Origin of the sequence: Ornithinibacillus proteolyticus (assembly GCF_039581225.1) — a bacterium.
GTDB lineage: Bacteria > Bacillota > Bacilli > Bacillales > Amphibacillaceae > Ornithinibacillus > Ornithinibacillus massiliensis.
In genome coordinates this window covers 70,936-92,617 of record NZ_JBCPXV010000011.1, presented here as the reverse complement: position 1 = coordinate 92,617, position 21,682 = coordinate 70,936, and the positions used below count along the sequence as shown (strand labels likewise).

Sequence of the window (21,682 nt, the reverse complement as noted above, 5' to 3'; positions counted from 1 at the left end):
TTTATTTGATGTAGTGGTCGGGAAACCAACTATATCTTATCACGAAGAGAGGCCTTTTTTAATTTTAATACCACGCTATAAGCTCTCCGGAACCCCCGGCATAGCCAGGGGTTTTCAAATGACACAAAAAAAGCAATCCCAATTTTTATAATTAGGATTGCTTTCTTCTTTTATTCTAAACTATCACTGATTTCATTTACCATTTCCTCAACAGAGACTAATCCGCCTCCAGATAAGTACCAGAAATCAGGATTTAAATAGACAATGTTATCATTTTGGTATGCTTTTGTATTTTCAACTAATTTATTTTCTACAAGTTGTTTTGCAGTACTATTACCTTCAACTGCTGCACTGCGGTCAATAACATACAGCATATCTGGATCCTTCTCCACTACATATTCAAAGGATACATTCATACCATGTGTAGAAGCTTCAATATTTTCATCAACAGGCTTAATACCGAATACATCATGAATTAAACCAAATCTTGAATTAGCACCATAGGCACTAATCTTATCATCATTCGCTAGAATAATTAAACCATTCACATCGCTAGCTTTTGCTTTTTCTTGTAAGCTTGCAATCGAATCTTCAATTGCTGCTAGTTGTGTTTGAATTTCCTCTTCTTTACCCCATATTTTGCCAATTACATCAAGGTTTTCTTTAAATGAATCCATGTAGCGAGTCGTATCTACACCAAGATAAATAGTTGGTGCTAATTCCGTTAATTGGTCATAAAGTTCAGCCTGACGACCAGAAATAATAATTAGGTCTGGATCAATTTCTGCAAGCTTATCAAAGTCTGGCTCTTTCAAAGAACCAACATTTTCATAGTCATCACTCTCAAACTTCGATAGATATTCAGGAATAGATCCTCCTTGAGGTACTCCCGTTACATCAATACCTAGCTTGTCTAAGCTATCTAAAGTACCAAAGTCAAATACTACTACTTTCTCCGGATTTACTGGTACATCCGTTGTATCCAGCTCATGCTTAATACTAATCGTTTCTGCTTCAGCAGATTGCTTCGACCCTGTATCCTCTGAATCACCACATGCTGCTAATACGGTAAACAATATACTAATACTAAATAGTATTAAAATTTTCTTCATAAGGTATTTCTCCTTTTATGTTTATATTTATTAAGCTAATGTTGTATTACTTAGAATGGAGAAGAATTACGTCCCCCAAAATTGTTTCTATTTTTTTACCGCTTCATTATGTAAATACGTGCATTCCAATAATTGGCAGATGAGCCACTAACGGAAATTGGAGCGCTCTACAATTTCCCAAAATAGAATCATTGGAATGAAACACGAAATCTGGGCATAATCATTTACCAACCAAAAAATATAAGGTATGATGAATTTGTGAGTTCCCTTTATAGTGGTTTGGTGATAAATGTTACCCTTCCATTATGAAGGGCTTTTTTATTTAGCGTAAAAAGATTCTCTCTATTCTTTTCACACAACATTAGATCTTAACCAATTAGTAATAGACACAGATTCGCTTATCGCCAACTTCTTGAATTTCAATATCCATGTCATATAGTTCCTTCAGGACACATGCGTCAATAACATCACACGCACGTCCCTGTTTCACAATCTTCCCATCCTTAAGTGCGACAATATTGTCTGAATAGCAGGATGCGAAGTTGATATCATGAATTACAATTAGAATCGTTTTTCCTAATTCATCTACTAACCTTCTTAAAATCTTCATGATTTGTGTCGAATGGCGCATATCTAGATTATTCAGTGGTTCATCCAGGAAGATATACTCTGTATCCTGAGCAATAACCATAGCAATATGAGCTCGCTGTCTTTGACCACCACTAAGTTCATCTAAATATTTATTTTCCAATTCCATAAGCTCCATATAGTTAAGAGCTTCGTCAATTTTCTCTTCATCTTCCTTCGTTAGTTTACCTTTTGAATACGGAAATCTTCCAAAAGAAACTAATTCACGAACCGTCAACTTCAGGTTAATGCTGTTCGATTGCTTTAATACAGAAATTTTCTTTGCTAGCTCGTTACTATCTGTTTTTAAAACATCTTGACCATCGATTTGAATGTTTCCGGAATCTTTTGCTATCAATCGAGTAATTATCGAAATCAAGGTACTTTTACCAGCACCGTTAGGACCGATAAACGATGTCATTGTACCCTTTTCAATTTTCAGGGTAACATCATCGACGACCTTTTTACGGTTGTATGTCTTTAACAGATTTTTAACCTCTACCATGATCGATTCTCCTTTAACAAAAGATATAGAAAGTACGCGCCACCAATAAAGTTAATAATGACACTAATAGTTGTTTGGAAGGTAAATATCTTTTCGACAATAAATTGCCCTCCAACAAGTGCAATAATACTAATGAATACAGATGCTAGTAAAATATATAAATGACGGTATGTCTTCAAGAATTCATATGTTATATTGACTACTAATAGTCCTAAGAATGTTATCGGGCCAATTAATGCAGTTGCAACAGCTGTTAGAATGGAAACAATGATTAGAAGCCGCTTAATGACATAATCATAGCTTACCCCTAAATTAACCGCATCATCTTTCCCAAGCGCTATAACATCTAAATATTTATAAAACCTTATAAAGTAAAGTAATACGAGAACAATAATCCCAATAGAGAGATAAACTAAATCTTTGTTAACGTTATTAATACTTGCAAATCCTCTATCCTGGGCTACCATAAATTCATTTGGATCAATCAAAACCTCAAAGAATGATGTAAAACTATTAAAGAACGTCCCCAAGATCATTCCGATTAGTAGGAGGAAGTATATATTATTTTTCTCTCCCTTGAAAAGGAACTGATACAGTAATAATGAGAATACAATCATTGCAGCAATAGAAACTAGGTAGTTAATACTGCTGTTCATCATAATAAGAGAATTAGATCCAAAGACAAAAATAATAAAGGTTTGGATTAGCATATATAATGAATCTAATCCTAGTACGCTTGGTGTGAGTATTCGGTTGTTTGTAATCGTCATAAATACAGTTGTGGCAAACGCAATAGCTCCACCCGTTAACACGATTGCCAAGACTTTTATAATTCTTCTTGGCAATATGTAACCTACATTGCCTTTTAAATCATAGAGAACATACAATACGGTTAATGCGATTGCTACGATAGCGAGAATGATTGTTTTTTTCTTATAGGCCATATTTCTTTCTCCTTAATAATAGGTAGATAAATATCGCACTACCTATTACACCAACCGTTAGGCTAATTGGAATTTCATATGGATAAATAATCGTTCGACCAACAATATCACAAATCAGTACAAAGATGGCACCAAGAAATGCCGTGTGTAGTAGTGTTTTCTTTAAATGATCACCTTGATAAATCGCCACGATATTCGGAATAATTAGTCCTAGAAATGGTATCACACCAACGGTTAGTACGACAGATGCTGTTACAAGTGCCACAACAACCAATCCAATATTAACTACTTGCCGATAATTAAGCCCTAGATTCTTTGAGAAATCCTCACCCATACCGGCTATAGTGAATTTATTAGCGTAAAGGAACGCTATCACTAAGATCGGAATACTAATATAAATAGCTTCATAATTCCCACTCATAATCATGGAAAAATCGCCTTGCATCCAAGAAGACATATTTTGTATCAAATCATTCTTATACGCAAGAAACGTAGCCATGGAGCTGATAATATTCCCAAACATTAACCCAACTAACGGAATAAAAATAGCATCCTTAAATTTGATTCGGTCTAGTAGCTTCATAAAGATGAATGTGCCAATTAATGCAAAAGCAAATGATACTAGAATTCTTTGTAGCGGACTAGCCGCAGTGAATACTAATAATGAAACTAGAACACCTAATCTAGCAGAATCCAATGTACCTGCAGTAGTTGGAGAAACAAACTTGTTTCTACTAAGCTGTTGCATAATAAGCCCTGCAACACTCATGCTCATACCCGCAATTAAGATACTTACTAACCTTGGCAGTCTGCTAACTAATAGAATTTGAGCCTGCTCTTCAGTCAGACTAAACAAGTCTAATGGCGTAACATCAGAAACTCCGATGAAAACCGATATAATAGACAAAACAATAAGCACGATAACCAAGTAACGTAATTTCATATGAAAAATCCTTTAATAATAATCATTATTATATTTAATTGATTCTAAATAAGAATGAGATTCATTATCAATTAAAAACCTCTATGTCGAGTATAGCACATATGGATAATCCGTCAATAAAAATAGAGCTACATTTTTCAACATTATATAGAAAAAAAGCCTGCTAGATCTTTAGCAAGCTATAAAACAAATATTAGTCTTCTACTTCACAACCCTCGCCTGTGCAATAAGAAGTCTTAGATCCTTTTGGATTGATATTTTGTAAGGTCGGTTGTTTACTTTCTTCTTCCCATACTTTTTCTAATACTTCTTGAAACACTTCTTTAGGTTGGGCACCAGAAATAGCATATTTTTCATTAAAAACAAAGAATGGTACTCCACTAACCCCAATTTTCTCTGCAAGTTCTTCATCATCGCGTACACGTTTGGCATAGCGATTGGTTAATAGCAACTCCTCGACCTCTTCCAAATCCAATCCAACTTCGGTTGCAAGCCTTTTCAATGTAGAATAATCACTAATTAATTCACCATCAGTAAAATACGCATGTAACAGCTTTTCGGTTATTTCTTTACCTAAATGCTTCGTGTCCGCATACTTAGCCAGTCGATGGGCATCAAATGTGTTCGCATGTTGCATCGTTTCAAAATTATAGGTTAAGCCAACAGACGCTGCTTGTTTACCTACATTTTCATTTAATTGCTTAGCTTGTTCTACAGGCATTCCTTTCTTCGCTGCTAAAAATTCATGAATACTTAACTCTGTCTTAGCATCTGCATCCGGATACAACTCGTAGCTTCTAAATACAATTTGCACATTCTCACGGTATTCAAACTCATGTAAGGCTAACTCCAGCCTTCGCTTTCCTATATAACAAAAAGGACAGACAAAATCTGACCAAATTTCTATCTTCATTTATTACCGCACCTCTTTCCACTTACCAGTATTTTAGCACAACATTATTTTACATCGTAATGTTGTGCTTATCGTACTTAAATGTATTTCCCATAATCTGGCACAGCAACCTGATCAAAATTCAGCACGAGCTCATGTAATCCCTCTGTTAATTCATCACCTTGTAGAGACACACCATGACCAGGGATAACCATTCTAGGGTTTAGCGATTGTAATCTTTCGACTGAGGTTTTAGCAGACAGCCAATCTGTTGTTAAATAGCGAGGTGGTCCACATACCTCAGGCTTTTGGGTAAGTACCTTATAAAAGGAATCCTGTCTAACACTAACAAATGCATCCCCAGAAATTAACAGGCCATCTCGTTCACGAAAGAGTGAAACATGACCAGGGCTATGTCCAGGAGTGTGAATCCATTTCCATTCCTCTAGCCCAGGTAGCTGACCCTCTTTTGGTAATGGTTTCAAGTAGGGTTTAATATTGATCGGCTCATTCGGGTAGATGGCAGATAGTTTAGCAAGCATTCCACCTTCTACTGTAGAATCTGGTTCTGGATAGCTTAGCTCCCCAGTCAAATACGGAAATTCCGCTTCATGTGCATATACCGGAACATGCCAGCCTTCTAATAATTCCACTAATCCTCCTACATGGTCAAAGTGGCCATGGGTTAAAATAATAGCTTCCGGTTGACTACCCTCACCAAACCGTTCCGCTGCTTGATTGATAATTTCCGGTGCGGATTTAGGCATTCCAGCATCAATTAAATACCATTTCCTATTGCCTGGATCGCCAAGGAAAATAATGTTTACAATTTGGTTGGTATAATAATAAACATCTGTCGCCATCTCATGACCAATCCTACTCTGTAGCGATGTCATCGGAATATACTTAGAGTCACTGCTTTCAAAAATATCCTTATCCATTCAAAAGCTCCTTTTATCTAGTTTAAGATTAGTATTTGTTCGAGAGCTAGAACTATATAGGAAATTGATGGAAAAGGGGAAATTCCTGAAAATGAGTAGTGAAGTCCTGAAGTTAACCTGTCAAATCCTGAAAGAACATCAAGAAATCCCAAAGAATATGTCAACCTTCCCTTTCAACATATAAAAAAAACAAGACTAAACGATCATAATCGCTCAGTCCTGTTCCTCCAATAAAGATTTACCCATAATCGTAACTCGTTTCGTGTTCTTAAGCTCATTTAGATTCTTAACTCCGATACCGAACATCGTAATTTTTAGCTCAAATTCTATTTGTTCCATTACCTTAACAACTGCTTCAACCGAATCTGTTGCCGCTTGTAGAAGAGATCTAGCAAATCCGATCATATCTGCACCAATCGTAATTGCTTTTGCAGCATCCAGCCCTGTTTTCATTCCGCCACTTGCAACTAATGGGACTTCAGCTAATTCACTTCGTACAGACACGATACAATCCTTCGTCGGAATTCCCCAGTTATTAAATGCTTCTGCTGCTGCCTTACGTAATGGATCTTTCGAACGAAGCTTTTCTACCTGGCTCCAGGAGGTTCCTCCAGCACCTGCGACATCCACGAATGCTACCCCAGCATCATGCAATTTCTTAGCAACGGTGCCATCTATCCCAAAACCTACTTCCTTTACACCAACCGGGACTGTTAGCGATTTACATACTGCTTCTATTTTGGGAAGTAACTGTTCAAAGTTTAAATCCCCTTCATCTTGTATCACTTCTTGTAGTGTATTTAAATGAAGATATAGCGCATCAGCTTCTGTCATGTCTACAATCCTTTGGGCATGCTCTACACCATATCCATAGTTAAGCTGTACTGCTCCAAGATTTGCAATCAACGGTACAGTTGGCGCTTGCTTTCGTATTAAAAAGGACTCTTGATGCTTATCACTTTCTAACAATGCCCTAGTAGATCCAAGTGCAATTGCCCATCCCCTCTGTTCTGCCGCTAGTGCTAAGTTCTGATTTATTTCAGTGGCAAGCTCCGAACCACCTGTCATTGAGCTTACAAGAAACGGTGCACGTATTTCCTTTTGTAAAAAGGACGTATTAATTTCTATATTAGAGAAGTTAATTTCTGGTAAAGCATTATGTATAAAAGAAATTCCTTCTAATCCGGTAGATTTATTCACACCTTCGACTTGATCGGTGAGACATAATCGAATGTGTTCTGTTTTACGTTTATTAATACCTTGTTCAGCCATATCCACACTTCCAATCCACGTTATCTATTTACAGTTTACTTGTTTCTTACTTTGAATGAAAGTAAAGTGATGATGATGTAAAATGCTCCTTCGATTCTTTATAATGAAGAAAAAGGGATTTTGAAAGGAGATATATTCATTGAAAAAGAAAGCAAGAGAATTCGCAACACTTGCCCATGCAGGACAAAAGCGGAAAAATTCTAATGCCGACTATATTACCCACCCAATCCGAGTTGCAGAAAGACTTGAAAAAGAAGGATTCTCTGATGAATTAGTATGTGCAGGTTACCTTCATGATGTTGTAGAAGACACCATTTATGAAATAGAGGATATTGAAAAGCATTTTGGTAAAAGGGTAGCCGAAATCGTGGCTGCTCATACTGAAAATAAATCAAAGTCATGGAAAGAACGTAAGCAGCATACAATTGATACAGTAAAGCATGCTGATAAGGAGATTAAATATTTGATAGTCGCTGATAAACTAGATAATTTACAAGGGTTAGAAAAAGACCTTAAGGAACAAGGACCAAAAGTGTGGGATAGCTTTAATGCAGGAATAGATGAGCAAAAATGGTATAACGAATCGATTGTCCAAAATATGCGTATCGGTCTAGCTAATCATGAAATCCCAGATTATTTCCAGGAATACGAGCAATTAGTCCGTCGCTTTTTCCAATAACACCCAACTTTATTACTACCAAGTAATGGTAATATTGAATCATTCTTCCATAAACCGACCAATTCCGACTAAATGTTTCGTATTATGAAGGTATAACAATTTATGGAGGCTAGATTTATTATGGAAAATGAAGTAAATACGGATAGTGTAGTAGATGAACAGAAAAAGAAACCAAAGTCGGGACAAGTCGATAATTATTTTCAATATGTCTTCAATACATTAAAAAATCCTGACTCTATTCTTACCGAGGAAGCAAAGGGAAAACATCAATTTGGACTTATTACGATAATTGCATTTCTTGTTCTAATTTTACTTAGTAATTTCTTAAGTATTTTCGAATACTTAGACCTGGCAAGATATTTTGGATTTAGTGATTACTTTGGCTACTTCCACCGTACTATATCTTATGCAATTGCTCTTGCCCTATTAATTTTAGTGTACCAAAATGTCGCTAGTAAAAAGGGGCTTAAATATGATTGGAACTTTTTCTTTGAAAAATTAGGAGCCTGGTTGATTTTACCAAGTATATTTTTGCTCCTATCCATACCATTCGATCTCTTAAATATTACCATTCACTCATGGATTAGTTCCTTAGCAACTATTTTCTTAAATATAGCTGTATTCATGATTTCATATCTTTATGTTGCACGTCATGATATCAAAACAGCTGTACTTTTCCTAACCGGATTCTATGTTGTGTACCGATTAATTTTACTTATTCTGTAGGAAAAATTACAAGGGCGCTGGCTACTTAGCCAACGCCCTTTATCACGATTACCGAGCTCTATGTTTATAAGAGTCCTTTTGCTGTTTGCTAATTTTCTTCCATTTACTCTTTTCTTCTAATTTCGCCTTTTGATTTTGTTTTCGTTTTTCAAAGGCAATTTCTCGCTGAAGCTTCAAATAACTGGCATATCGTTCTTCGGAAAGCTCTCCCGTTTCCAAAGCCTCTTGAATTCGACAACCTGGCTCTGTTTTATGTGCGCAATCGGAGAAGCGACATTCTTTTTCCAAGACTTCTACATCCTGAAAAGTCGTCTCCATTGCAGATTCCCCATCCCATAGCTGAATCTCGCGCATACCAGGAGTATCAATTAACATCGCACCATTAGGCAGCATAAACATTTCTCTGTGTGTCGTAGTGTGACGGCCTTTACTATCATCTTCGCGGATACCTTTCGTCTCTTGAACCTCATACCCGACGATAGCATTAATCAACGTAGACTTTCCAACACCGGAAGAACCTAATAAGGCACCTGTTTTTCCTGTTGATAAATGGTTCATCAATTCTTCTATACCCTCACCTGTTAGGCTGCTTATAGCAAGAATTGGTACTCCGATTGCCACTTCTTTAACAGAAGAAATAGCCTCTTCGATTTCATCTTCTGTTGCCTGATCTTTCTTCGTTAATAACATGATTGGCATTGCGCCACTATCATAAGCTAGCAAAATATAACGTTCTATTCTTCTTACATTCAAATCATGGTTCAGTGAATTCACTATAAAAGCGATATCAATATTTGCTGCCACAATCTGAGGGTCTGTTCGCTCACCGGCAGCTTGCCTAACAAATTGACTTGCCCTAGGTAAAACACGTTTGATTACCGCTTTTCTCTCTTCTGATAACTTCTGAACCTCTACCCAATCCCCGACTGCAGGAAAATCTAATGGACTTGTTGATTCATTTAAAAATTTCCCACTTAAATGGGCTTGATAGTCTAGTTCACCGTCAGAAGCTCGATAGCTATTTTTCTGCACGGTAAGAATACGAACCACGTTCTCTTGATCTACATTAAATTCATTCTTCCAACCTAGCGTTTCTAGATTATGCAATATAAAATTCCTCCTTGAAATAGACGGAGGATACGAGCATTACACCGACCGTTCCTCCAATTTAAAAGTTTTACTAAGATTTCGTTTAGGCATTTTCATTTCTCTCATAAAACATCACTCCTTTTAAAATGGATGAACCAAGTTATTTCTTTTTTAGTTTACTACATTATCTATAAAATAGTTACTATTATTTTAAAAATCTTATAATTTAAAATCCAACTACTTTATCTTACTTTCATAAAAGAAAACTATACTAGTATACAGCTGAGGCTATTACATGGTCCGTTCTGCTGAAAAAAAATAGAGATGCAAGGATGGTCTCCCTGCATCTCGTTCTTAATTATTTTACATGAAATTCAGCTGGATCTGCTCCGCTTCGAAAATCTTTATTTAAATCAGCAATTTTGTTCATATCAGCTTCACTTAACTCAAAATCAAACACATTAAAGTTTTCTTCAATTCGGGAAGGCGTTACAGACTTCGGAATCACGATATTATCATATTGTAGGTGCCAACGAAGAATAACTTGGGCTGGTGTTTTTCCATGTGCTTCCGCAATTCCCTTAATTACTTCATTTTCTAACACTTCTTTACCATTCATTAGTGGGCTCCAAGCCTCTACGAAGATATCATGCTCCTTACAGAAAGCCTTTAATTCTGCTTGCTGTAAATACGGATGGCATTCTACTTGGTTCAGAACTGGAACGACTTCACACTCATCTAAGAGACGTTGCAAGTGCTCAATATGGAAGTTACATACACCGATTGATTTCACTTTACCATCTTTGTATAACTTTTCTAATGCCTTATATGTTTCCACATATAAATCATCATTTGGCATTGGCCAGTGAATCAAATATAAATCCACATAATCAAGGCCTAATCTTTCTAGACTAGCTTCAAATGCTTTTATTGTACTATCATAGCCTTGATCGGAGTTCCACACTTTTGTTGTAATAAATAATTCCTCACGTGGAACACCTGCTTCAGCAATTGCTCGACCTACGCCTGCTTCATTTTGGTAGATCATTGCTGTATCAATAGAGCGATATCCGACTTTAATAGCTTCTTTTACAGCTTTTTCCGCTTCATCGTCTGATACCTTCCAAACCCCAAATCCGAGTTTCGGCATTTGTAAACCATTGTTTAATGTTACATAATCCATACTCATCGCTCCTTTATGTAGAAATATATACCATTTTAACATAACCAATTTTCCTAGAAAAATATCCTGATTTCAAAAAAGGATTTCATGAAATAATGTCGAATTTTTATTTAAAAGTGAAAAGATCTCATGGTAAGGTGACAATGGATGACGAACGAGAAAAAGAGAATAATCCTACAAGCAATCGAATATATGAATGATCATTTAGATGAGGAAATAACCTCAGAAAAATTAGCAAATCATGTCGGTTATAGCCCATTCCATTTCAGCAGAGTATTTAAAGAGGTTACAGGTGTTCCACCTCGTCATTATCTTTCTGCACTACGGATTGAAGCAGGAAAGGAAGCGCTAGTAAATCCTTCTGACTCCATCATCAAAGCTGTACTTGGTGCTGGATTTCGTAGTGCTGGATCTTTTAGCTCTAAGTTTAAACAATATGTTGGTTTATCACCAAAACAGTTTCAGAAAAATATAAAGCCACTCCATCGCTTCATGAACGAATACGACGTCTCAACTAATCTACTACCATTAGAAGCGTTAGAACCATCTGTTACATGTAGAATCATAGTACCACCTTCTTTTAACGGGCTTATCTTTATTGGACTTTTTTCTAAACCAATACCTGATCAAGCTCCCATTATCGGAACCGCCATAAACCATCAGCAGACAAGCTGTACATTCTCAAACGTCCCAAAGGGAAAATATTATGTCCTTGCTGTAGCGATAGCCAAAAGTTTAAATCCATTAAGCTATTTCTTATTGTCCAATGCGTTAAGAGGGATTGCAGAAAAACCTGTCGATACAGAACATCATCGTACTTCCTTTACAGAGGTCACCTTAAGAGAAGCCCTTCCATATGATCCACCCATTTTAATTAATTTGCCTAAACTTCTCTTTGATACAACAAAAGCAAACCAGGAGAAAAATAAATGATTACTTCATGTTAATGTTGTAGAAACACTTTTACTTTGTCATAGAAGACTGGTAATTAAATTGAAATTGTAGAATTTAAAGAGAAGGAGTAGATGTATAATGGAAACATTAGACTTACAATCATAGATTAAAGCATTGGAAAAGGAAATTCATGAAAAAAAGATTAAATTAATGGAACTAAGAAAAACAGTTCCTCGACATGAAGTGAAAGACTATCAATTCCTTGATTCCTTAAACCGAAAAGTTAGCTTACTAGAATTATTTGGTGAGAAGGATGAACTGATTGTTATTCAAAACATGGGGAAATCATGCTCTTACTGTACCATGTGGGCAGATGGCTTTAATGGTATATACCATCATATAATCGAAAAAGCAGCCTTTGTCGTAGCTACTCCTGATTCACCAGAGATTCAGAATGCTTATGCTGCAGAGCGTCAATGGCAATTTCCAATGGTGTCAACAAAGGATACGACCTTTAAGGAAGACTTAGGCTTTGTTAAAGATGGCTATCAATACCCAGGAGTTTCTACGTTCCAAAAGGATGAAGAAGGAAGAATCTATCATATTGCTGATGCACCGTTTGGACCTGGGGATGAGTTTTGCTCTGTATGGTATCTATTCGACCTACTTCCTTCTGGTCAAAAAGGGTATCATCCAAAAAGGAAAATTAATAAACGATCCAATTTTGATTTAACGAATAATATCGCCATCCAAGTAAATAGCCAATCAGAAGCCATAGCGTTTTATACAAATGTTTTGGGCATGGAAAAGGTCTACTCATCTAATTCCGAAACACAACTAACTTTTGGTGGATGGAATTTTTACCTGGAGGAGAATGAAGAAAATAAAGTCTTTTTCGAGTTAGCCGTTAAAGACTTCGAAAAAACGAAAGAACTTCTTGTATCAAATGGCTGTTCCATCACTAAAAATTATAATGAGAAAAGCCTATTGATGACCGATCCATATGGGTTACATTTTCACATTTTCGAACAAGTGTAATCTTTTTTAAAACTACTAGCGAGACTATAGGAGGATACCGATGACAAAACCTATTACGGAAGCAACTGTATTAGAATTACAAGAGGCAATGGAAAATGGCAGCTTAACAGCTAAAGAAATTACATTCGCTTTTTTAGAACAAATTGCTAAGTACAATCAAGATGGTCCTAAGTTAAACGCCATTATTGAGATAAACCCTGATGCCCTGCATATTGCCGAAGCACTTGATTTGGAGCGAAAGGAAAAAGGTAGCCGGGGCCCATTACACGGTATCCCTGTTTTAATTAAAGATAATATTGATACCGCAGACAACATGCACACAACTGCAGGTTCGATTGCTTTAGCTGACCATTTTGCAAAAGAGGACGCTTTTCTTGTGAAGCAATTAAGAAAATCTGGGGCAATCCTCCTGGGTAAAACGAATTTAACCGAATGGGCAAACTTCATGACAGTGGGGATGCCGAATGGCTATAGCTCAAGAGGGGGACAGGTTTTAAATCCATATGGTCCTGGAGAATTTGATACAGGTGGCTCTAGTGCTGGTACTGGTGCTGCTATTGCGGCTAACTTTGCTCCATTAGGTATAGGAACTGAAACGAGTGGTTCCATTCTAAGCCCGGCAAGCAGTAATTCTATCGTTGGAATCAAACCAACAGTTGGGTTAATTAGTCGGACAGGGATTATTCCAATATCCAGTTCTCAAGACACTGCAGGCCCAATGACAAGAACAGTCTCAGATGCTGCGTTACTACTTGGAGCATTAACAGCTTTCGATATAGAAGACCCAGCAACAGCAACCAATCCAAATCGCATCCAAGATTACACCGCTTATTTAAACCAAGATGGATTAAAAACTAAACGAATCGGCGTATCACGAGCTTATCTGGAAGGACTGCCAGAGGAAGAACTCCAATTAGTGGAAAAGGCGCTAGAAGATATACAGGCACTTGGCGCAACCGTTATTGACCAAGTAGAGCTACCAACAAAATTCCCTCCTATAACAGTTATGCTTCACGAATTTAAAAACGGCCTGAACGCCTACTTGAAAAATGTTAATCCGAGTTTACCAGTGCATAATTTACTGGATGTTATCCAATATAACCAAAAGCATGCAGATACGGCACTGAAATATGGTCAAAAGATTTTACTTGAATCCGAGGAAAAAACTGGAAGGTTAATCGAAACAGAATATATAAAAGATCGCTTAGAGGATCTTAGACTATCACAAGCAGATGGCATTGATAAAGCCATGATCGAACACGACTTGGATGCATTAATATTCGCAAATGATAATGGAGCCGGAATTGCGGCCAAGGCAGGCTACCCATCCATCACCGTTCCATGCGGCTATACCGATGCCGGCAAGCCAGTTGGTATTACTTTTACAAGCAAGGCCTATACGGAGGCAGAACTGATAGAACTTGCCTTTGCCTATGAGCAAGCAACGAATCATCGAAAATCACCACAGTTGAATTAAAATATGAAAAGCAATCCTATATTGGGTTGCTTTTATACTTGCTCCCAAAGAGTTACGTTATCTGGTTAGTGCACAACCTCGTTTAGTTTGGTATTGGGGATAGAGAGGTTACTCTTCTGTTACCTATTTTTCCTTGTTCTACTGAAAAGGGGCGCTGACTCCTTCTCTCTGTTACCTTTTTCTCATTGCTCAACCAAAAAAGGGCACTGATACTCTTCCTCTGTTACCTTTTTCGCATCTCTCAACCAAAAATGGGCACTGACACTCTCCCTCTGTTACCTTTTTCGCCTCACCCACCTGAAAATGGGCTCTGACTGCTCCTCTCTGTTTACCATTCTCTAATGATAAAAAAAATAAGACTACTATCCATTCTAAGTAGTCTCACATCTATTCTTCATTCCATACAATTTCTCCACATTCTTCTTCATGGTCAATTTTGACGTCAAAATTATGCTTTTCATAGAAATGCTGTAATCTGTCGACATGGTCAAAATCTCTCTTCACTAAATCACCAGTTATATACTGTACATTTTCTTTCTTCGCCATTTCTTTTAAGTGATCCATTAGCACTGATCCATATCCTTTGTTTTCCTCGCCTTTAATAGCTGCAATATGAATCGTACTGTCATCCTTTATTTCCGCTTGAAGTGCAGAGTTCCAACTTCCACGGTATGGACGCTTACAGCTGTGCAGCATAAGCTGCCATGTATCCTGTTCACGATCAGCATAAACAACTACCCATTCATCCTGTGGTGTTTGGTCTATGCTAATTACTTCTGACTTTTTGGCAATTTCTTTTATATTATGTTGCATACGAAATAACTGTAATTCTAAATTATCTAGCTCTTCCTGCAGTTCTTCCTTATCTTTTACTTCTTGTAAAAACGCAGATTCCATCATCCATCTCCACCTCCTGTTTTGTTATAACACGTAAAGAACACACAGTCTGCTATTTTACTAGAAAAGCTAATCGAATTCAACACGCGAAAAAAATTGTCGATTATTTTCTAATAATACTTTAGAGTTAGAAAATACAACCGATATAATGATATAAGAAAAGGGCGCACAGTTTTTACATACAAAAATCGAGTGGAGTAGTAGGAGAGGAAATCATTTTCAACTAAAATTTGCCTTTGGACTGTATAAGGCTAGATATCAATACGATATAATTTCTTTTTATATATTGGAACATATCTATAATTGGGGGATATATATGAAAAAAAATAAAAAGATAAAACTACCAAAAATAAAAAGAGAGAAAAAACAACATAAGCCAAAAACTAATAGGAAAACTCTTTTTAACTTCCAAAACGTTAACATTAGTCGTAAGTATTTATTAGTGTTTTTAACTACAGTGGTTCTTTTCTTATTCTCAAGTGTATTAATATACCTACAACTCCAAAAGAGTTCTGCCGATGTGGAAGCAATTGACGAATATAGTGCTCGTGTCAATGATATGGCAGACTTATCCGCATTGATTCAAGTGAAGGATGTTCAAATTGCGGATTACTTGCTTTCTGGTAGAAGCCGATTTGCTGACGCCTTTAAAGAATATGAAGCTCAGTTTGAGGAGTTAAAAGCAAAAATTGAACCTTCCTTAGTTACAACTGAACAAAAAGAATTATTCCAACAAATCTCCGATAACGATAAGAAAATAAATGAAATGTTCTACGGGGATATTACAGACGCTATAAATAGTAATCAGGAATACATGGCGATGTCGATTAGAACACGTTCATCCGAGCTTCGTTCCGAAACGGTAGAACTTGTCGACCTACTAATGGAAACAGTCATCGCTGACCAGCAAGAAGTGGTAACAACTTCTAAAGGTGGAATTAAAGCTAGTACCAACACCTTAATCATCTCAAACATAATAGCAATTATTCTTGGTGTTGTTCTGTTATTACTAGTAAGTAAGCGAATCGCTACTAACTTACAAAAAGTGGTTGACCTAACAACAGAAGTAGCAAATGGTAACCTACAAGCTAAATCGATTGATTATAACGGAAAAGATGAAATTGGACAACTTGCTACTGCAGTTAACCAAATGAAGGATAATATTCAAGGGATACTTTATAAAGTTGCATCAGCTGCCAATACTCTTTCGACTAGAAGTGAAGAATTATCCCAATCAGCGGATGAAGTGAAAGAAGGTAATGAACAAATTGCTTCCACGATGGAAGAGTTATCTTCTGGATCTGAGAACCAAGCAAATAGTGCATCAAACCTTGCTGAACAGATGAATGATTTCGTTCAAAAGGTACGAGTATCAGAACAGAACGGTCAGCAAATTTCCGGTACATCTCAAGATGTTCTTGTCTTAACGAACGAAGGACAGGAATTAATGAAGTCATCTGTTGTTCAAATGAAGCAAATTGATTCCATTGTATCGGAAGCAGTAGAAAAGGTTAGAGGTCTTGATAAGCAATCAACAGCCATTTCAAAACTAGTATCGGTAATTAAAGATATTGCTGATCAAACAAACCTTCTTTCCCTTAACGCGGCAATTGAGGCTGCAAGAGCTGGAGAACATGGTAAAGGTTTTGCGGTTGTAGCAGAAGAAGTTAGAAAGCTATCAGAGCAGGTTGCTAGTTCCGTAGGGGAAATTACTACTATCGTAAGTAAAATCCAAAGTGAAACAGCACATGTTGTTACCTCATTAAACAGTGGCTATACCGAGGTAAAAGAAGGTACTGCTCAAATTGAAGAAACAGGAAATAACTTTACAACGATTCATAACTCGGTAACAGATATGGTTAACAAAATCACGGATATCTCGGCAAACCTACGAGAAATTGCTAATAATAGTAGTGATATGAATAATTTAATTGAAGAAATCGCGGCAGTATCGGAGGAATCTGCAGCCGGTGTGGAACAAGCAGCAGCATCTGCACAACAAACGTCAGCTTCCATGGAGGAAGTTTCCCATAGCGCAGAAGAATTAGAAAAAATTGCTGAACAATTAAATAATGAACTAAAAGTGTTTAAACTATAAAAAGAAAAGCTACTTTCCAATAGGGTGAAAGTAGCTTTTCTTTTTATCCTTCATATAAATAACAATCCACTGTATGATCATGAACCATGCCTGTTGCTTGCATATAGGCATAACAAATCGTAGGTCCAACAAACTTAAATCCTCTACGCTTTAAATCCTTACTCATCGCTTGAGACTCCTTCGTCTCCGCCGGTACTTGGCTCGAGCTTTCCCATCTGTTTTTCAATGGTTCTCCTCCAACAAAGCTCCAAATATAAGAATCAAAGCTACCGAATTCCTTCTGTATAGCAAGAAAAGCCTTAGCATTTGAAATGACGGAACGGATCTTCCCTTCATGTCGAATAATCCCTTCATTTTCTCGTAATGACTGGATTTTTGCTTCATCATAAGTAGCAATAACCGTTGGATCGAATTGATCAAATGCCTGTCGGTAATTCTCCCGTCTACGTAGAATCGTAATCCAACTTAGACCAGCCTGTGCCCCTTCTAACGTAAGCATTTCAAATAGCTTTTGATCATCATGTACAGGTCTTCCCCATTCATAATCGTGATAATTGCAATATAATTCATCATTCTCAGGTGCCCATGCACATCGCCTTTTACTCATTGGTTTCATCCTTTGTTTCAATACTGTTTTCCTCATAAGAAATCCAATCACTATAACTACCAGGATATAGCTTCACATGTTCAAATCCCGCCATTTTAAGCGCCATAATATTTGGCGTCGCTGATACCCCTGAGCCACAGGAAACGATAATTTCTTTATTCTTATCTAACTTAGCGAATTGCTTTTCTAACGATTGCCTATCCTTCCAGTTACCATTTTCATCTAAAACATCCATCCAAAAATAATTCTTCGCACCTGGAATATGTCCGGCCTTTTGATATAATGGCTCTGTTTTTCCTAGATAGCGGTCTTTACTTCTAGAATCGATAAGGACAGCCTGTTTATTATCTTTTATCCCTCTGACAAATGCAATATCCACTACTTGATTTGGTCGAACATTAGGAATAAATGTTTTTTGTTTCTTCACAGGGATATCAGCAGTTACAGGTTGTCCTGCTTGAACCCAAGCTTCAAATCCCCCATCCAATACATAAACATCTTGATGACCAAGGTAATGTAAAAGCCACCAAAATCGCGGTGCAAACATATCATTTCCTTTATCATACACTACGACAGTTGTATCTTGGTCAATACCATTCTTCCCTAATTTTTCTGCTAGTGTGGTTATATCAGGAAGTGGATGGTTCCCACCATGTTCACCAGCCTCACTAGAAAGGTCCCGTTCTAAATCAAAATATACAGCCCCTGGTACATGGGACTCCTCATAAGCATTTCTTCCTGCTGTTGGGTCCCCTAATTGAAAACGTGCATCAACCAAAACTATTTCCTCAGGATTAGCAGTTAATTTATGTATTAATTCTTCCACTTTCATAATATAGGTCATGAATTGTCCTCCTTTATATACCCCATACTATATCATTCGCCACAATCTTAATATTTTCCTTTCTAACCAACTTTTTAAATTTCCTAATTATTTCGAGTTACGGTATAATTATTTCATATTTCAATTACTATTCACAATAAGGAGAGGCTAAGAATGAAGGAAGATATCATTAAACGATTTACTACATATGTAAAAATGGATACACAGTCCAATGAAGATAGTGAAACAACACCATCTACACCAGGACAATTAGAATTAGCCAACTTACTGGTTAACGAGCTAAACGAAATCGGAATGCAGGAAGTGACCATTGATGAGAATGGTTATGTATTCGCAACACTTCCTTCGAACACAGATAAGGAAGTACCAACTTTAGGCTTCCTTGCCCATTTGGATACAGCAACTGATTTTACGGGTAAACATGTTAATCCCCAACTAATTGAAAACTTTGACGGCAATGACATTATACTGAACAGTGAACGAAATGTTGTGTTATCTGGTAAAGAATTCCCTGAACTATCTAGCTATAAAGGACATACACTAATCACAACAGATGGTACAACCTTACTAGGTGCTGACAATAAAGCAGGTATCGCTGAAATTATGACCGCAATGGATTATCTGATCAAGCATCCAGAAATTAAACATGGCAAAATCCGTGTGGCCTTCACACCAGATGAAGAGATTGGTCGTGGCCCTCATAAATTTGATGTCCAAGCCTTTAACGCTGACTTTGCCTATACAATCGATGGTGGACCACTTGGTGAGCTTCAATATGAAAGCTTTAACGCTGCAGCTGCAAAAGTGACCTTCAAGGGAAACAGTGTGCATCCTGGGACAGCAAAGAATAAAATGGTCAACGCTGGTAAAATGGCAGCAGAATTTGTAAGTAAGTTTCCGGAGCAAGAATCACCAGAGCAAACGGAAGGGTACGAAGGCTTCTATCATTTAATCTCCATTACTGGTGACGTTGAAAAAACACGTGTTTATTACATCATTCGTGACTTTGACCGCGACAGCTTTGAAAATAAAAAAGCAACCATGACGAAATTCGTAGAAGAAATGAAAGCAAAATATGGGGAAGATAATGTTGTACTTGATATGAAGGATCAATATTACAACATGCGTGAAAAGATTGAGCCTGTTATGGAAATTGTCGACGTAGCAAAACAAGCTATGCGAAATCTGGATATTGAGCCTGTCATCGAACCAGTACGTGGTGGAACAGATGGTTCCCAACTGTCCTACATGGGATTACCAACACCAAACATTTTCACCGGTGGCGAGAACTTCCATGGAAAATTCGAGTATATTTCTGTCGATAACATGGAAAAAGCTACGAATGTAATTGTAGAAATTTGTAGACTATTTGAATCCAAATAACTAGTGTTTATACCAAAAGCAGCTTTCAAGGAGTTAATTTTCTCTTGATAGCTGCTTTTGGCATTAGTCGAAGCTCTAGGAATCCTAGCTTAGGCGATGAGACTTAAGACAAAGCTAAAAGTAATAGATGGGAACCTGAATAATGCATCACACTAGCTCCGGAAATATACGTAGACGAAAACGGGGAGGAAAGGGTATGGTTAAACCCCTGGATGCACCTGTGTCTAATAGCAAAGCTACGAAGCGGGCTTCCTCAGTGCAAGGAAGCAAGGAAGATTATCAAGTATCGTTGCTCTTTACCACTATACCCGTATAAAAATCGAAAAAATGAATGCCAGAACTAATAACAAAGACAGTGCTAACAATGTAACGAAGTAAGTAGTAAACGTCATGAATGAAATAGCAACAATTGGGCCTAGCATTGCACCAATAAAGAGAATAAAGGCATAGAAGGCATTAGCAAGCGCCCTTCTATCTCCACCTAACTCTCCAATTAATACCATGATAGCAGGAAATATTAACGAGATTCCAAACACATAGATAATGCTCATCACAATAACAAAGGTTATATTACTTCCAATTCCAAGTAGTAATAAGCCCACGGTAGCTAATGACAAGCCTACCCGAAGCGTAGTTAACACGCCTATTTTCCCAACAATCCTACCGACAAAAGGTGACACGAGCATCCCGATAATGCCAATAGCTCGAACACCTAATATTTCCCTATCATTCAAATAATAAGGCTCTCCCTTTAAGAAGCTTCCTAGCAAGGTATACATTCCCATAAACGTTAATAAGAGCATTATCGTAATGAGGTAAATGAACACAAAATTACGCTGCTTGAAAATAAGCTTGCTATGGTAAAGGTAAAAGCTAATACCCTCTTTATGCCCTGGCTTTTTGGGATTCGGAAGGAATAACAACACTGTTAGGAACGTAATAAAATATAAACCACCAAAGAATAGGAAGACCATCCGCCAGCTTCCCCATTGAGAAAATGCATCGCCAAGCACTTGCCCGAAAATGCCAGATGTTACATAGCCAAAACTGATAAAGCCAATCGTCGTAACAATTTTCTTAGATGGAATAACATCAAACGCATAAGCAAGTGCTGATGGGGCAAACGTTGACGCAACAAACCCTTGAATCCCTCTAAGTACAACAAGACTCCAGAAGCTGCTCGCCATCGCTATCAATGGGGTTACAATCGTTAATGAAATCATGCCAAATACAATGACTTGCTTTCTACCGATTCGATCCGCTAATGGTCCAAATAATAGAAAACCAACCGCATAAAAAAAAGAAAACGAGCTGCTAGTCCAAGCAGACATCGTTTTCGAGACGTCAAACGTAGTTTCAAAGATAGAAAAGAGAGGTGTCGTCACATAAGCACTGGAAACAACAATTAATGCACACCAAAATAACACAAAATTTATCCATCTGTGACGGACACGTACTGCTTGTTCCACCAATACCGTTTCAGCCATCTTCCCCACCCCTTCATACGATCTTCTAAAAAGATATGAAGAGA

General features: G+C 37.3%; 20 protein-coding genes. 7 read left to right on the top strand and 13 right to left on the bottom strand.

Annotation, left to right across the window (positions count from 1 at the left end):
* Positions 1-170: 170 nt before the first annotated feature.
* The 7 genes from AAIB49_RS07560 to fni form a co-directional block, all read right to left on the bottom strand.
* Positions 171-1,112 (bottom strand): siderophore ABC transporter substrate-binding protein, encoded by a 942-nt coding sequence (locus AAIB49_RS07560; RefSeq protein WP_343457672.1) that lies wholly within the window; start codon positions 1,110-1,112, stop codon positions 171-173.
* A gap of 376 nt (positions 1,113-1,488) precedes the next feature.
* The gene (locus tag AAIB49_RS07555; RefSeq protein ID WP_186869616.1) at positions 1,489-2,244 is read right to left on the bottom strand and encodes an iron ABC transporter ATP-binding protein; all 756 of its coding nucleotides are present in this window, start codon (positions 2,242-2,244) and stop codon (positions 1,489-1,491) included.
* Positions 2,238-3,188 (bottom strand): iron chelate uptake ABC transporter family permease subunit, encoded by a 951-nt coding sequence (locus AAIB49_RS07550; protein ID WP_186869615.1) that lies wholly within the window; start codon positions 3,186-3,188, stop codon positions 2,238-2,240. The genes AAIB49_RS07555 and AAIB49_RS07550 overlap by 7 nt, the downstream gene beginning before the upstream one ends.
* Complete coding sequence (locus tag AAIB49_RS07545) at positions 3,178-4,131, bottom strand: ABC transporter permease (RefSeq protein ID WP_343457671.1); 954 nt, start codon at positions 4,129-4,131, stop codon at positions 3,178-3,180. Before AAIB49_RS07545 ends, AAIB49_RS07550 begins: the two co-directional genes overlap by 11 nt.
* 193 nt (positions 4,132-4,324) lie before the next feature.
* Positions 4,325-5,044 (bottom strand): DsbA family oxidoreductase, encoded by a 720-nt coding sequence (locus AAIB49_RS07540; protein ID WP_343457670.1) that lies wholly within the window; start codon positions 5,042-5,044, stop codon positions 4,325-4,327.
* 77 nt (positions 5,045-5,121) lie between these two features.
* The gene (locus tag AAIB49_RS07535) at positions 5,122-5,964 is read right to left on the bottom strand and encodes an MBL fold metallo-hydrolase (RefSeq protein ID WP_343457669.1); all 843 of its coding nucleotides are present in this window, start codon (positions 5,962-5,964) and stop codon (positions 5,122-5,124) included.
* 213 nt (positions 5,965-6,177) lie between these two features.
* The gene (gene fni / locus AAIB49_RS07530; RefSeq protein ID WP_343457668.1) at positions 6,178-7,236 is read right to left on the bottom strand and encodes a type 2 isopentenyl-diphosphate Delta-isomerase; all 1,059 of its coding nucleotides are present in this window, start codon (positions 7,234-7,236) and stop codon (positions 6,178-6,180) included.
* Positions 7,237-7,375: 139 nt separating this feature from the next.
* Between fni and AAIB49_RS07525 the strand changes: the two genes are divergently transcribed.
* Positions 7,376-7,915 carry an HD domain-containing protein gene (locus AAIB49_RS07525; RefSeq protein WP_343457667.1) on the top strand — a complete coding sequence of 180 codons (540 nt, stop codon included), beginning with the start codon at positions 7,376-7,378 and terminating at the stop codon, positions 7,913-7,915.
* Positions 7,916-8,035: 120 nt separating this feature from the next.
* A complete protein-coding gene (locus tag AAIB49_RS07520; protein ID WP_343457666.1) occupies positions 8,036-8,641 on the top strand; it encodes a hypothetical protein in 606 nt (201 codons plus the stop codon).
* Positions 8,642-8,689: 48 nt separating this feature from the next.
* Here AAIB49_RS07520 and rsgA read toward each other — a convergent pair whose 3' ends face one another.
* Positions 8,690-9,748, bottom strand: coding sequence for a ribosome small subunit-dependent GTPase A (rsgA, locus tag AAIB49_RS07515; RefSeq protein WP_343457665.1), 1,059 nt, complete (start codon positions 9,746-9,748; stop codon positions 8,690-8,692).
* Between the two features lie 340 nt (positions 9,749-10,088).
* Positions 10,089-10,913, bottom strand: coding sequence for an aldo/keto reductase (locus AAIB49_RS07510; RefSeq protein WP_186869607.1), 825 nt, complete (start codon positions 10,911-10,913; stop codon positions 10,089-10,091).
* Positions 10,914-11,060: 147 nt separating this feature from the next.
* On the opposite strand from AAIB49_RS07510, the gene AAIB49_RS07505 reads away from it, so the two are divergent.
* The 3 genes from AAIB49_RS07505 to AAIB49_RS07495 all read left to right on the top strand — a co-directional run bounded on the left by AAIB49_RS07505 (position 11,061) and on the right by AAIB49_RS07495 (position 14,322).
* A complete protein-coding gene (locus AAIB49_RS07505; RefSeq protein WP_343457664.1) occupies positions 11,061-11,846 on the top strand; it encodes a helix-turn-helix domain-containing protein in 786 nt (261 codons plus the stop codon).
* 135 nt (positions 11,847-11,981) lie between these two features.
* On the top strand, positions 11,982-12,845 hold the full coding sequence (locus AAIB49_RS07500; protein WP_343457663.1) for a DUF899 family protein: 864 nt from the start codon (positions 11,982-11,984) through the stop codon (positions 12,843-12,845).
* Positions 12,846-12,885: 40 nt separating this feature from the next.
* Positions 12,886-14,322, top strand: a complete 1,437-nt coding sequence (locus AAIB49_RS07495; RefSeq protein ID WP_343457662.1) for an amidase — start codon at positions 12,886-12,888, stop codon at positions 14,320-14,322.
* Positions 14,323-14,709: 387 nt separating this feature from the next.
* Here AAIB49_RS07495 and AAIB49_RS07490 read toward each other — a convergent pair whose 3' ends face one another.
* Positions 14,710-15,222 (bottom strand): GNAT family N-acetyltransferase, encoded by a 513-nt coding sequence (locus AAIB49_RS07490; protein WP_343457661.1) that lies wholly within the window; start codon positions 15,220-15,222, stop codon positions 14,710-14,712.
* Positions 15,223-15,535: 313 nt separating this feature from the next.
* On the opposite strand from AAIB49_RS07490, the gene AAIB49_RS07485 reads away from it, so the two are divergent.
* A complete protein-coding gene (locus tag AAIB49_RS07485; protein ID WP_339217201.1) occupies positions 15,536-17,317 on the top strand; it encodes a methyl-accepting chemotaxis protein in 1,782 nt (593 codons plus the stop codon).
* A gap of 43 nt (positions 17,318-17,360) precedes the next feature.
* Here AAIB49_RS07485 and AAIB49_RS07480 read toward each other — a convergent pair whose 3' ends face one another.
* The gene (locus AAIB49_RS07480) at positions 17,361-17,933 is read right to left on the bottom strand and encodes a DNA-3-methyladenine glycosylase I (protein ID WP_445254539.1); all 573 of its coding nucleotides are present in this window, start codon (positions 17,931-17,933) and stop codon (positions 17,361-17,363) included.
* Positions 17,917-18,768: a sulfurtransferase gene (locus AAIB49_RS07475; RefSeq protein WP_343457660.1), complete on the bottom strand. Its 852-nt coding sequence runs from the start codon at positions 18,766-18,768 to the stop codon at positions 17,917-17,919. The genes AAIB49_RS07480 and AAIB49_RS07475 overlap by 17 nt, the downstream gene beginning before the upstream one ends.
* Positions 18,769-18,921: 153 nt before the next feature.
* On the opposite strand from AAIB49_RS07475, the gene pepT reads away from it, so the two are divergent.
* Complete coding sequence (pepT, locus tag AAIB49_RS07470; RefSeq protein WP_339217204.1) at positions 18,922-20,151, top strand: peptidase T; 1,230 nt, start codon at positions 18,922-18,924, stop codon at positions 20,149-20,151.
* Between the two features lie 302 nt (positions 20,152-20,453).
* Here pepT and AAIB49_RS07465 read toward each other — a convergent pair whose 3' ends face one another.
* A complete protein-coding gene (locus AAIB49_RS07465) occupies positions 20,454-21,638 on the bottom strand; it encodes an MFS transporter (RefSeq protein ID WP_339217205.1) in 1,185 nt (394 codons plus the stop codon).
* Positions 21,639-21,682 lie beyond the last annotated feature (44 nt).

Excerpts from the sequence above, each read along its gene's own strand:
- AAIB49_RS07560 (WP_343457672.1), bottom strand. The coding sequence starts at position 1,112 with ATGAAGAAAATTTTAATACTATTTAGTATTAGTATATTGTTTACCGTA.
- AAIB49_RS07555 (WP_186869616.1), bottom strand. The coding sequence starts at position 2,244 with ATGGTAGAGGTTAAAAATCTGTTAAAGACATACAACCGTAAAAAGGTC.
- AAIB49_RS07550 (WP_186869615.1), bottom strand. The coding sequence starts at position 3,188 with ATGGCCTATAAGAAAAAAACAATCATTCTCGCTATCGTAGCAATCGCA.
- AAIB49_RS07545 (WP_343457671.1), bottom strand. The coding sequence starts at position 4,131 with ATGAAATTACGTTACTTGGTTATCGTGCTTATTGTTTTGTCTATTATA.
- AAIB49_RS07540 (WP_343457670.1), bottom strand. The coding sequence starts at position 5,044 with ATGAAGATAGAAATTTGGTCAGATTTTGTCTGTCCTTTTTGTTATATA.
- AAIB49_RS07535 (WP_343457669.1), bottom strand. The coding sequence starts at position 5,964 with ATGGATAAGGATATTTTTGAAAGCAGTGACTCTAAGTATATTCCGATG.
- fni (WP_343457668.1), bottom strand. The coding sequence starts at position 7,236 with ATGGCTGAACAAGGTATTAATAAACGTAAAACAGAACACATTCGATTA.
- AAIB49_RS07520 (WP_343457666.1), top strand. The coding sequence starts at position 8,036 with ATGGAAAATGAAGTAAATACGGATAGTGTAGTAGATGAACAGAAAAAG.
- AAIB49_RS07510 (WP_186869607.1), bottom strand. The coding sequence starts at position 10,913 with ATGGATTATGTAACATTAAACAATGGTTTACAAATGCCGAAACTCGGA.
- AAIB49_RS07505 (WP_343457664.1), top strand. The coding sequence starts at position 11,061 with ATGACGAACGAGAAAAAGAGAATAATCCTACAAGCAATCGAATATATG.
- AAIB49_RS07495 (WP_343457662.1), top strand. The coding sequence starts at position 12,886 with ATGACAAAACCTATTACGGAAGCAACTGTATTAGAATTACAAGAGGCA.
- AAIB49_RS07490 (WP_343457661.1), bottom strand. The coding sequence starts at position 15,222 with ATGATGGAATCTGCGTTTTTACAAGAAGTAAAAGATAAGGAAGAACTG.
- AAIB49_RS07485 (WP_339217201.1), top strand. The coding sequence starts at position 15,536 with ATGAAAAAAAATAAAAAGATAAAACTACCAAAAATAAAAAGAGAGAAA.
- AAIB49_RS07480 (WP_445254539.1), bottom strand. The coding sequence starts at position 17,933 with ATGAAACCAATGAGTAAAAGGCGATGTGCATGGGCACCTGAGAATGAT.
- AAIB49_RS07475 (WP_343457660.1), bottom strand. The coding sequence starts at position 18,768 with ATGACCTATATTATGAAAGTGGAAGAATTAATACATAAATTAACTGCT.
- pepT (WP_339217204.1), top strand. The coding sequence starts at position 18,922 with ATGAAGGAAGATATCATTAAACGATTTACTACATATGTAAAAATGGAT.
- AAIB49_RS07465 (WP_339217205.1), bottom strand. The coding sequence starts at position 21,638 with ATGGCTGAAACGGTATTGGTGGAACAAGCAGTACGTGTCCGTCACAGA.